This window comes from Pseudoalteromonas sp. SWXJZ94C (assembly GCF_015864385.1).
In the GTDB taxonomy this organism is placed as follows: Bacteria; Pseudomonadota; Gammaproteobacteria; order Enterobacterales; family Alteromonadaceae; genus Pseudoalteromonas.
In genome coordinates, this window is sequence record NZ_JADYXF010000077.1 from 1 (window position 1) to 10,973 (window position 10,973).

The 10,973-nt window shown below is 36.7% G+C and carries 11 protein-coding genes; 3 read left to right on the forward strand and 8 right to left on the reverse strand.

Features of this window, described 5'->3' with window-relative positions; all coding sequences use genetic code 11:
• Positions 1 to 110: 110 nt before the first annotated feature.
• The 5 genes from yacG to I6F65_RS20245 all read right to left on the reverse strand — a co-directional run bounded on the left by yacG (position 111) and on the right by I6F65_RS20245 (position 5,195).
• Positions 111 to 341, reverse strand: a complete 231-nt coding sequence (gene yacG, locus I6F65_RS20225) for a DNA gyrase inhibitor YacG (RefSeq protein WP_197114626.1) — start codon at positions 339 to 341, stop codon at positions 111 to 113.
• Positions 342 to 460: 119 nt separating this feature from the next.
• The gene (pilB, locus tag I6F65_RS20230; RefSeq protein ID WP_197114628.1) at positions 461 to 2,137 is read right to left on the reverse strand and encodes a type IV-A pilus assembly ATPase PilB; all 1,677 of its coding nucleotides are present in this window, start codon (positions 2,135 to 2,137) and stop codon (positions 461 to 463) included.
• A 134-nt stretch (positions 2,138 to 2,271) separates the two neighbouring features.
• Positions 2,272 to 2,943, reverse strand: coding sequence for a dephospho-CoA kinase (coaE, locus tag I6F65_RS20235; RefSeq protein WP_197114631.1), 672 nt, complete (start codon positions 2,941 to 2,943; stop codon positions 2,272 to 2,274).
• 46 nt (positions 2,944 to 2,989) lie between these two features.
• Complete coding sequence (locus tag I6F65_RS20240) at positions 2,990 to 3,928, reverse strand: A24 family peptidase (RefSeq protein ID WP_197114632.1); 939 nt, start codon at positions 3,926 to 3,928, stop codon at positions 2,990 to 2,992.
• Positions 3,929 to 3,968: 40 nt separating this feature from the next.
• Positions 3,969 to 5,195, reverse strand: coding sequence for a type II secretion system F family protein (locus tag I6F65_RS20245; RefSeq protein ID WP_197114633.1), 1,227 nt, complete (start codon positions 5,193 to 5,195; stop codon positions 3,969 to 3,971).
• Between the two features lie 122 nt (positions 5,196 to 5,317).
• Here I6F65_RS20245 and I6F65_RS20250 point away from each other — a divergent pair, with 122 nt between their 5' ends.
• Positions 5,318 to 5,929 (forward strand): fimbrial assembly protein, encoded by a 612-nt coding sequence (locus tag I6F65_RS20250; RefSeq protein WP_197114634.1) that lies wholly within the window; start codon positions 5,318 to 5,320, stop codon positions 5,927 to 5,929.
• Here I6F65_RS20250 and I6F65_RS20255 read toward each other — a convergent pair.
• The 3 genes from I6F65_RS20255 to nadC form a co-directional block, all read right to left on the reverse strand.
• Positions 5,910 to 6,338 carry a prepilin-type N-terminal cleavage/methylation domain-containing protein gene (locus tag I6F65_RS20255; RefSeq protein WP_197114635.1) on the reverse strand — a complete coding sequence of 143 codons (429 nt, stop codon included), beginning with the start codon at positions 6,336 to 6,338 and terminating at the stop codon, positions 5,910 to 5,912. The two genes, I6F65_RS20250 and I6F65_RS20255, sit on opposite strands and share 20 nt — an antisense overlap.
• A gap of 12 nt (positions 6,339 to 6,350) precedes the next feature.
• A complete protein-coding gene (locus I6F65_RS20260) occupies positions 6,351 to 6,773 on the reverse strand; it encodes a prepilin-type N-terminal cleavage/methylation domain-containing protein (RefSeq protein ID WP_269435962.1) in 423 nt (140 codons plus the stop codon).
• A 503-nt stretch (positions 6,774 to 7,276) separates the two neighbouring features.
• On the reverse strand, positions 7,277 to 8,122 hold the full coding sequence (gene nadC / locus I6F65_RS20265) for a carboxylating nicotinate-nucleotide diphosphorylase (RefSeq protein WP_197114636.1): 846 nt from the start codon (positions 8,120 to 8,122) through the stop codon (positions 7,277 to 7,279).
• Positions 8,123 to 9,409: 1,287 nt separating this feature from the next.
• Between nadC and ampD the strand changes: the two genes are divergently transcribed.
• Together ampD and ampE are read left to right on the forward strand one after the other, a co-directional pair.
• Positions 9,410 to 9,964, forward strand: a complete 555-nt coding sequence (gene ampD, locus I6F65_RS20270) for a 1,6-anhydro-N-acetylmuramyl-L-alanine amidase AmpD (protein WP_197114637.1) — start codon at positions 9,410 to 9,412, stop codon at positions 9,962 to 9,964.
• A gap of 13 nt (positions 9,965 to 9,977) precedes the next feature.
• Positions 9,978 to 10,829 (forward strand): beta-lactamase regulator AmpE, encoded by an 852-nt coding sequence (ampE, locus tag I6F65_RS20275; RefSeq protein ID WP_024612471.1) that lies wholly within the window; start codon positions 9,978 to 9,980, stop codon positions 10,827 to 10,829.
• The last annotated feature ends 144 nt before the right edge of the window (positions 10,830 to 10,973 follow it).

The window sequence follows — 10,973 nt, forward strand, 5'->3', positions numbered from 1 at the left end:
CAAAAGATGATAAGGGTATTGTGAAGCAACCAAAAGATCGGTCAACCGATCAAAAATACCTTAACTGATCGGTGTTAAGCTATATGCTGGCTTTCTCATGTGTGTTTATTTTATTTAAAAAAATCATCTTCATTTTTAGCCATCATGGCTTCAATATCTTCGATCATATCTTGGCTAAATTCATCAGCTGAGGTCATTGGTGCAGAAATTTTGTTGTTTTCAAACGACCATTCACCTAAATCTATAAGCTGACAACGCTTAGAACAAAAAGGACGGTGCGGGCTTTGATCTGACCACTCAACTTTATTTTTACATGTTGGGCAGTTAACAATAGTAGGCATAATTTACTCTCCACAATTTTTTGTGCAGTTTACATTATTTAAGTTCAAGCCACTAACTCAAACCATTAGATATAACTTACTCACCCAGCTAATAATCATATTAGTTGGGTGAGCTATTTTTAAAAATTAGTTACCCGATTAATTTCGGCAAGTGATGTCATTCCCTCAGCTGCTTTACGAATACCCGATAAGCGTAAGTTATTAAACCCTGCTTTAAGTGACACTTCGGCAATTTCTAATGAATTACCACCGCGCATAATAATTTGTGCTATTTCTGGCGTAATTTGCATTACTTCGTAGATACCTACACGACCCTTATAACCATCGGTACAGCTATCACAGCCTTTTGGCGTATATAGTGTCATTTCACTAATTTGCTGCTCGCTAAAGCCTTGGCGAGTAAGTTCTTCATCTGGCAGTATTTCTGGTGCTTTACATTTTGAGCATAAACGGCGCGCGAGGCGCTGAGCAATAATCAAACTAATTGAACTTGCTACGTTATATGCAGGTACGCCCATGTTTAATAAGCGCGTAATGGTTTCGGGCGCTGAATTGGTATGCAACGTTGATAACACTAAGTGACCAGTTTGCGCTGCCTTTATTGATATTTCAGCGGTTTCAAGGTCACGTATTTCACCTACCATTACCACATCTGGATCTTGACGTAAAAATGCACGCAGTGCATTTGCAAAGGTCATATCGGCTTTAATATTAATTTGTACTTGGTTTACACCTTCAAGGTTAATTTCAACCGGATCCTCAGCTGTACTAATATTTCGCTCTGGCTGATTTAGTATATTTAAACCGGTGTAAAGCGATACTGTTTTACCAGAACCCGTCGGGCCGGTTACTAATATCATCCCTTGTGGTTGGCTAAGCGCATCCATGTATAATTTTTTTTGTTCTGGCTCGTAACCTAATACATCAATACCTAACATAGCGCTTGATGAATCGAGTATACGCATTACAATTTTTTCGCCCCACAACGTAGGCATGGTGCTTACACGAAAGTCGATACTTTTACGTTCGGTTATTTTTAGTTTTATACGACCATCTTGCGGTTTACGTTTTTCGGCAATATCGAGTCGCGACATTACTTTTATACGCGCCGAGAGCTTAGTTGCTAATGTATTAGGTGGGCTTGCTACTTCGTGCAAAATGCCATCGATACGAAAGCGAATGCGGTATTTGTGCTCATAGGGTTCAAAATGTAAATCAGACGCGCCTTTTTTAATCGCATCCATTAAAATTTTATTGATGTAAACGATGATTGGCGCATCATCTTTATCATCATCCGTGGGCATTGACTCCTTAGCACCTTCAGTATCTAAGTCTGCAAACTCTTTAAACTCGTCATCACTTAAATTTAAGCTGCCAGTGGCATCAAGTAACTGCTCAATTTTGTTATCGAGCTGAATATAATCAACCACAACCACTTCGCACGAAAACCCAGTACTAAATTCAAAGTTTTCAAATGCGCCGTAATCGGTAGGATCTGACGCAGCAATATAAACTTTTCTGCCTTTTTGCAGCAAAGGTAAAATATGATGCTTACGAATCAGTTTTTCTTTTATAAGATCGGGTGGGATCCTTGCGGGATCGAAATCTCTCAAATCAAAGTAAGGCACGCGAAACAAATCAATACATTGCTCAGCTAAATCTTTGCTGTCGATTTTTCCACATTTAGAAATAAGCTCAGCGGTTGAGGCAAATTCTTGTTGTTTGGCTTTAATCGTATCGGCGTCAATACGACCAAGAGTAATAAATTTTCTCAGTAACGGTGAGTTAATATTCATTGCGCACCTGTTTTAATCCTTCGGTGTGAGTAATTTATCAGAAAAAAGAAGGCGATTATATTATTCTTCATAATCTAGGCTAAATTTACTATTTAATATAGAGGTTTATAAAAGTTATGACCACTTTTGAGTGCTTAAATTATGCTTAAGTTGTTTTTACAGTTATGCATTTTTAATGCTAACTGTAAGTAATTTTTATGTAGGCGTAAAAGGTCTGTTTTTACTAATGCTAAATCGCGGTCATTATTTAAAATAGCATCTGCTTTTTGTTGTTTATGCTCTCGTGGCATTTGCGCTGCAATAATATTTTTTACTTGCTCAGCGCTAACATTATCGCGCTGAGTAGTACGCTCTATTTGCACACTGTTAGGTACATCAATTAATAGCGTTTGGTTGCAGTATTTATCAAGGCTATTTTCAAATAGCAGCGGTGCAACTAAAACAACATAAGCGCTTGTTGCTGTGTTTAAATCTATAAGTATTTTATTACGAATAAGCGGGTGCAATAATTTATTTAGCCATTCTTTGTCATCATTGTTAGCAAAAATACGCTCTCTTAAAACAGCTCTGTTTAAAGTACCATTGGGCAGTAGTATTTCATTACCAAAGTAACTAACAATTGCTTTTAATCCTGGTTTATTAGGCTCAACGACTTCGCGGGCAATAATATCGGCATCAACAATGGTTATACCGAGTTCTTCAAACATATTGCTTATGGCTGTTTTACCACAACCAATACCACCTGTTAAACCCAGTACCCAATTATTTATTTTAGCGGCTTTCTCGGTTATTTTAGCAGCGCTCATTTTAGTAAGCACCCAACTTAGAAACCTTCAACTTGATAAAGCCCACTTAATAACCCATTAAATTAAAGTAAGTACTTTGTAGTTGGCTGCCCCAAAGCATGGCTATCCAACCAGCAATGGCAAGGTAAGGACCAAAAGGAATGGGGGTTGCTTTGTCTTTACCCTGAATGCTCAGTAGGGCAATACCAATAATAGCGCCCACAACGCTTGAGAGTAATATAATAGTTAATAGCGATTGCCAGCCAAGTAAAGCGCCAAATACAGCTAATAGCTTAAAGTCGCCATAACCCATACCTTCCTTACCAGTGAGCAGTTTAAATAACCAAAACACACTCCATAAGCTTAAATAGCCGCATGCAGCGCCAACAATTGCATCGGCTGGTGCAATGGTGTAACCCATTACAGAGGCTATAAGTGCAAGCCATACAAGTGGCAGTGTAAGCTGATCTGGCAGTAGCATGTGGTCAATATCAATAAAGGTTAGTGCTACTAAAACCCAAGTTACAAGTATATATAATAGGGCTTGTTCGGTCGCACCAAAGCTATAAGCTACAACTAAACTTAATATTGCTGTAATAGCCTCAACAGCGGGGTAGCGAACAGATATAGGATTACTACAATTTGCACATTTACCCTTTAAAAATAACCAGCTGATTATAGGAATATTTTGCCAAGGCTTAATTGCAGTTTTGCATTTTGGACAAGTTGAGTTGGGTTTTACTAAATTAAAGGGTTGATTACTTCCTGTGCTATTTTCAGTATTTCCCCCAACGGTACTGTTAGTATTTTTATTAGTATTGGCTACATTAGCTTTTAGCTCATCTTCTAATAATATACGACATTCACTTTGCCATTCTCGTTGCATCATGAGTGGTAACCGGTAAATCACCACGTTTAAAAAACTACCTACACATAAACTTACTAAGCCAACCGTGGTTAAATAAAACCACAATTGGCTTTGCATTAAATCGATAATACTTTGCATATAAAAACCAAATAATTAAATAGATGACGAATAATAAAGGCTAAATAACAGCACCAAGTTGGAAAATAGGCAAGTACATGGCAATAATTAAACCACCCACTAGTACGCCTAGCACAGCCATAATTAGTGGTTCTAGTAAGCTAGAGAGTCCATCAACCGCATCATCCACTTCTTGTTCATAAATAGTAGCCACTTTAGCAAGCATGCCATCTAAGGATCCTGACTCCTCACCAATTGCCACCATTTGTATCACCATATCTGGGAATATTTTAGAGTTTCGCATAGCCCAGTTCATTTGGTTACCCGAGCTAACCTCGGCTTTTATATCTAAAATAGCGTAGCGATAAACTGCATTGCCAGAGGCCCCAGCGGCTGAGTCTAATGCATCAACTAATGGCACACCTGCAGCAAACGTGGTCGAAAGCGTTCGAGCATAACGAGCCACAGCTGCTTTGTTTAAAATCATGCCAATTACAGGTAATTTGAGTATGGTTCGGTCTGTTGCATCCCGAAGCTTTAAGCTCCTTAACTTTGCTTCTTTAAAAGCGTAGCCAAATGCAACAATTGCAATAAGAATAATCCACCAGTATTTTTGCATAAATTCAGATATAGCAATTACAAACAAAGTAAAAGTAGGGAGTTCAGCGCCAAAACCATTAAATATTTCTTGAAATTGCGGCACTACAAATATTAATAAAATAGAGGTAACAATACCGGCAATAACCAATACAGCGATAGGATAAAACATGGCTTTTTTAATTTTTGATTTTAGTGCTTCTGATTTTTCTTTATAAATAGCAATACGGTCAAATATTCTATCAAGTGCACCCGATTGCTCGCCAGATGCAACTAAATCACAATATAAATCATCAAAATAACGAGGGTGTTTTTTTAATGCTGTAGAAAATGGCTGACCTGCTTTTACTTCATCTGCAATGGTTTCCATTAGTTTACCAAGACTTTTATTCGTAGCGCCTGTACCAATCATTTCAATAGATTGAATTAGCGGTACGCCCGCCATTAACATGGTGGCTATTTGTCTTGTTACTATTGCAATATCTTTAGGTGTTATTTTTTGAGCACCAGTCCCAAATAAAGGCTTAGCTTTACGTTTTACTTTCGATGGTGTAATACCTTGTTTGCGTAGTTGGGCTTTTACTAGGGCTATACTTGCTCCTTTTAATTCGCCATCTAAGCGCTTACCGCGAGCACTTACACCTACCCACTCAAATATATCTTGTCCTTTTTTTTCTTGTTTTTTAGCCATATTGATTCCATAGCACCATTTAGGTATAAGATTAAGCCTAGTTGTATATAATAGCCATAAAGTTAAACTTAAACAATTGATGCTAAAGCTTTTATTAATTAATTAAATAATCGGATATTTAAATGCTTACTAACAACATAAAAAAGAAAATAAAATGGTCCTCATTACACTTTTTTTTAGGTGCAATACTTTTACTACTCGTTAGTATATATATTTATAACAGTTGGTTTTTTAATGGGCGAGATCAGTTAACAGATTTAATAGGATTAACTGTAATTATATTAAGCTTAGATTTAGTGTTAGGTCCACTTTTAAGTTTATGGTTACTTTCTCCAAATAAATCTCGTAAAGAAAACATAATAAATATATCAATAATACTTCTATTGCAGGTGTGTTCATTAGGTTACGGTATTGTGCAAATAGACGGGCAAAGGTTAGCGTATATTATAAAGTGGCAGGGCTCATATTTTGCAGTTACAAAAAATGACTCAAGAAGTGATATAAACACAGAGGCTTTTTATAGCTTTAAAGAACCAAAGGTTGGTAGTAAAGATAGAGCTGAATATGAAAAGCTAATTAAAAATTCAGTTTCACCTATCGAAATGTATGAGTTTTTTGAACTATCAAGTTTTGAATCAGAATGCTCACAAATATGCGGCGTAGTAACAAAAAAAGGTATTGTGAATATCACTAAAGAGGGTGACAGCCTTGTTTTTAACAAGTCCCTTCGCTAATGCAAGTACTTGTTGGTGATAAAGCCCACTGTAGTTGATTCGATCTAATAGTTGCGAGCATTATGTAGGTATCGCCACTGCTTGAAATTGATGCCTCGCCGCTTGCTGTAGCTGTTATTTGATAATTACTTGAGGTTGATATTTCAATGTTGGAGATAAACTTTGGGGATATATAATCAGATTTATTCGCGCCTAACTTAGCAAATGTATCGCAATTAGCTAGTGCATGTTTTGTATAAAAGCAAATTTCGACATTACGTTGTAAAGTATTTGTAGCAAGCACAACTTCAACAAATTTAGAGCGCTTATAATGATTATTATAAGCAGGAAGAGCTAATGATATTAATATCCCCATTATAGCGATAACTATCATTAGCTCTATTAGAGAGAAGCCGAAAGCCTTTCTCATTTTAAAACTTAATTAACAAAGACCTGCAGCAATACAAGTACCAGTTTGGTCCCAAGTTAATGTGCCATTAGTAGCCGCTGGTGTTAACACGTACGTCGCATCATCTACAGTACCCTCACCAATTGCTGTAACTACGCCTGCAGTGCCTACGGCAACACTTAATACATTATCACCAGCTGCTGCGCCTGTTGCATCTAAGCCTACTTTATCAGCATCATTACAATTTGCTAAAGAACCAGCGCCACGAGTTTGGAAACATACATCAACTAAACCTTTAGCTGAAGATGCAGCAAGCACAACTTCAGAAAAGCGCGCTTTTTTAGTGTATGTTTGGTACTGCGGTAAAGCGATAGCAGCAAGAATACCGATGATTGCGATAACAATCATTAATTCAATTAGGGTGAAACCCTGTTGTTTTTGAGTCATTGTTTTCATGTTTCCTCTCCTAAAGGATAGATTTTGTAACTTAAATCATATAAGTGGCAAATGCCTTACTTAATTTAGCTGATTTACTTTACAGTTTTACTTAAAATTAATTTTTATTACACTTTTAGCTTTAGGGTATGAAACACAAAAGCTAGGTGTGAATTCATTGTGTTGTTATTTAATTTATAAATTAATATAGCTCACTATAACTAACCAAAGTAAGGATAGTTAAAAGCATAAAAATAGCTAAGTAATCTTCGTTTAAATTATATTTTTAATAGTAAAAATTTAAAAACTAAAGAATTAACTAGTTATTTAAGCTTATTATTTTTAATTAAATAGACCAACAGGATGAGTCTACCATTATTGCTTACTATTTAGCACGTGTTTTTTAATTAAACACACACATTAATTAACAAAATGTTACAAGTCATCCTTTTGTGCTATTAAATGCCTTTTTGTACACTTTGTCAATGTATTAGAATTGTCAAAAACTTGTGATCGTATTTTTTTTATTCGAATCGCATGGATAAATCTATCGATTGTAAATTTTTTGTTAGTGCACCGCTTGATATAAAATCGACTCCGGCTTGCGAATAAGTTTTAAGTATATCGAGTGTCATATTCCCCGAAACCTCAATTTTTGCGCGTTTGTTGGTTGAAATTACCGCTTTTTTAATTTGTTCAACGCTAAAGTTGTCGAGCATAATTATATCGGCACCGGCGTCAATTGCTTGCTTAAGTTCGTTAAGCGATTCAACTTCTACTTCAACAGGTTTATTTGGATGATTAGCTTTAGCTTGAGCAACTGCGTTAGTAATGCCGCCACACGCTGCTATGTGGTTTTCTTTAATTAAAAACGCGTCAAATAACCCTATACGGTGGTTTGCACCGCCACCACATTTTACTGCATATTTTTGTAATGCGCGCAAACCCGGTATGGTTTTACGGGTGTCGAGTAGTTGGGTTGAAGTACCACTTAACTCTTTTACGTAATGCGCAGTAGTAGTTGCGGTGCCTGAAAGTGTTTGTACAAAATTAAGTGCAGTTCGCTCGGCTGTTAATATAGAGCGTGCAGATCCTGTTGCTGTAAATAGGGTGCTATTAGCTAGGGCGGTATCGCCATCGTTTATTAATACATTTACTTTTACGGTTGGGTCTACTTGTTTAAATACTTCGAGGATTATGTCTTTTCCACAAAATACGCAGTCTTCACGAGTAATTACTTTTGCGTTAGCTTGCTCGCTTTGTGGAATAAGCTGCGCGGTAATATCGCCGTTTTGAGCTGTTTGGTAATTTAGATCTTCGTCGAGTGCAAGAGTGACAAGTTGGCTAACTAAAGAGTGCGGGATAGACATAATAAAAGCTCATAAGCGTTAATAAATTAGTTAAATTTTACTATGTTTATAAAAGAAAGAGAAGCGATTGGCTTTTAAGTAAAAAGTTAAACAAGCGCGAAGTAAATTCGCACCTACGGGTTGGTTTATATATTGACGTAGAATAAATTTTTATCGGTGTGTTTATAGGGTATTTGTAGGTGAGGTTTTACACCTCGCTTTTAAAGTGCTTAAGTTAGATGTATGAGCGATGTGGGCAACGTGATTGATATTAATAACAAGCGCGAAGTAAATTCGCACCTACGGGCTGGTTTATATATTGGTGTGGAATGATTTTTATCGGTGTGTATTTTGGGTTATTTGTAGGTGAGGTTTCATACCTCGCTTTAGGGTGTTTGAGTTAGATGCGTTATATGGAAAACGTGAATGGTATAATTGACAAGCGCGAAGTAAATTCGCACCTACAAGTTAATTTATACGTTGGCGTGGAATGATTTTTAGTTGGTGGTGGTTTTGGATTATTTGTAGGTGAGGTTTTACACCTCGCTTTGAGGTGTTGTAGTTAGCTGCTTAAGTTAGATATGTGAGTGATATAGATAATGTAAGTGGCATGAATGACAAGCGCGAAGTAAATTCGCACCTACGAGTTGGTTTATTTATTGGCGTGAAATAAGCTTCATCGGTGTGTGTTTATGGGGGATTTGTAGGTGAGGTTTTACACCTCGCTTTTTGGTGTTGTAATTAGCTGCTTAAGTTAGGTATGTGAGTTATATAGATAATGTAGTGGCATGAATGACAAGCGCGAAGTAAATTCGCACCTACGAGTTGGTTTATTTATTGGCGTGAAATAAACTTCATCGGTGTGTGTTTGTGGTGGATTTGTAGGTGAGGTTTTATACCTCGCTTTTAAAGTGCTTAAGTTAGATTGAATAATATTAATAACAAGCGCGAAGTAAATTCGCACCTACAGGTTGGGCTTATATAAGTTTGGAATATTTTTGCCTATGTGCGGGTTTGAGTTGTTGTAGGTGAGGTTTTATACCTCGCTTTTAAAGTGCTTAAGTTAGATGTATGAGTGATGTGGGCAACATAACCGGTATTAATAACAAGCGCGAAGTAAATTCGCACTTACAGGTTGGGTTTATATAAGCTTGGGGTGTTTTACCGGCGTGCGTTCACGCGTAAGGACTTGAGTTGTTTGTAGATGAGGTTTTATACCTCGCTCATTACTATCATTATTTTTTTAAATCCTTTAGCATCGCGTTATACATTTTATGTACTTATATTATAAAAATATTATAAAGCATTATGAAAATAGATTTAAATGGCGTGGTACGCAATGTACTAAAGCGTGGGTGTAATCATTTTGATGAACGCCCTACTAACGTAGATATTTCATTATTGGTTATACATAATATTTCTTTACCGGCAGGGCAGTTTGGTACGTCGTTTGTTGATGATTTATTTATGGGCAATATTAACTGCAGTGCACATTCAAGCTTTACTAGTTTAGAGGGAGTTAGGGTATCGGCGCATTGCTTTATTAAACGCACCGGTGAGCTTATTCAATATGTACCTTTTAATAAGCGTGCTTGGCATGCAGGGTTATCTGAGTTTAATGGCGAGCCCGCTTGTAATAACTTTAGTATTGGTATTGAACTTGAGGGTACCGACACTACACCTTATACTTTAGCGCAATACAAAACGTTAACTCGTATTAGCGGGTCAATAATGCTGCGCTATCCTAAAATTACCGCTTCGCGTATTGTTGGGCATTGCGATATAGCACCAGGGCGAAAAACCGATCCAGGTAATAGCTTTAATTGGCAATTGTTTTTTAATATGCTTGAGCAATCAAGTTAAGAGAGTAACTACAATGATTTTGGTTTCTATAATAATTGCATTAATACTTGAGCGCTTAGGTGCTCGCTCAAACTATTGGCAAATAAGCTATTACGCAAATGGTTACTTAAAACGCTCTACTAAATTACTTGCTGACAAAGGCTTGTTTTGTTCGGTTCCTGGGTTTTTAATTTGGTTAATATTACCTGTTATTGCTATGGCGTTTATTTATTGCTTATCTGATTTTGTATTATGGCAGCTAGGTATTAATGTAGCGGTGTTATTAGTGTGCTTTGGTTGTGCTAAACAACGTGCTTTATATAAGTCGTACTTAAATGCATTAACACGCGATGACGGAACTGCGGCATCGTTATATGCTTTACAAATTGGGCAAAAGCATACGCAAGGCGAAGATAACGGCGAAACCTTTGGGCAAACATTAGCGTGGGTTAATTTTAGATTTTACTGCGCGGTTATATTTTGGTTTGTGGTACTAGGCGCTCCTGGTGCTGTGTTGTATGCATTAGTGCGTACGTTTGCTGATTTAGTTAGAGAAGATCACAAAGTTGTATTTGCAAAACGCTTTAAGCTAATACATAAACTGTTATTTTGGCTTGATTGGTTACCTGCACGTATTACAAGTTTTGGATATTTAGTTATTGGCAACTTTAATAAAGGCACAAGTTGTTGGCTGCATTATGTACTTGATTTTACCAGCCCAAATAGAAAAGTTGTTACTTGTACTGCTTTAGCTGCTGAACAAGTAGAGAAACGTTATTATGGTTGCACTTATGAAGCAACATGCATGATTAAGTTGGTAAAGCGCAACGTGCTATTTTATTTAGTACTTATTGCATTACTTACTTTATTTGGTGCGGTGTCTTAACTATTTTAATAATACTTCATAGGTTGGATCTTAAGGAATAAAACTTGAAAACATGCTCTGAATTTGATCTGATAGTAATCGCCAAACCACTATCTATCCCAAAAGCAGAGCATGAATAAATATAATACTGAGTTAAACAAAATA

Excerpts from the sequence above, each read along its gene's own strand:
- I6F65_RS20240 (WP_197114632.1), bottom strand. The coding sequence starts at position 3,928 with ATGCAAAGTATTATCGATTTAATGCAAAGCCAATTGTGGTTTTATTTA.
- yacG (WP_197114626.1), bottom strand. The coding sequence starts at position 341 with ATGCCTACTATTGTTAACTGCCCAACATGTAAAAATAAAGTTGAGTGG.
- pilB (WP_197114628.1), bottom strand. The coding sequence starts at position 2,137 with ATGAATATTAACTCACCGTTACTGAGAAAATTTATTACTCTTGGTCGT.
- I6F65_RS20255 (WP_197114635.1), bottom strand. The coding sequence starts at position 6,338 with ATGAGAAAGGCTTTCGGCTTCTCTCTAATAGAGCTAATGATAGTTATC.
- I6F65_RS20245 (WP_197114633.1), bottom strand. The coding sequence starts at position 5,195 with ATGGCTAAAAAACAAGAAAAAAAAGGACAAGATATATTTGAGTGGGTA.
- I6F65_RS20260 (WP_269435962.1), bottom strand. The coding sequence starts at position 6,773 with ATGAAAACAATGACTCAAAAACAACAGGGTTTCACCCTAATTGAATTA.
- ampE (WP_024612471.1), top strand. The coding sequence starts at position 9,978 with ATGATTTTGGTTTCTATAATAATTGCATTAATACTTGAGCGCTTAGGT.
- ampD (WP_197114637.1), top strand. The coding sequence starts at position 9,410 with ATGAAAATAGATTTAAATGGCGTGGTACGCAATGTACTAAAGCGTGGG.
- nadC (WP_197114636.1), bottom strand. The coding sequence starts at position 8,122 with ATGTCTATCCCGCACTCTTTAGTTAGCCAACTTGTCACTCTTGCACTC.
- I6F65_RS20250 (WP_197114634.1), top strand. The coding sequence starts at position 5,318 with ATGCTTACTAACAACATAAAAAAGAAAATAAAATGGTCCTCATTACAC.
- coaE (WP_197114631.1), bottom strand. The coding sequence starts at position 2,943 with ATGAGCGCTGCTAAAATAACCGAGAAAGCCGCTAAAATAAATAATTGG.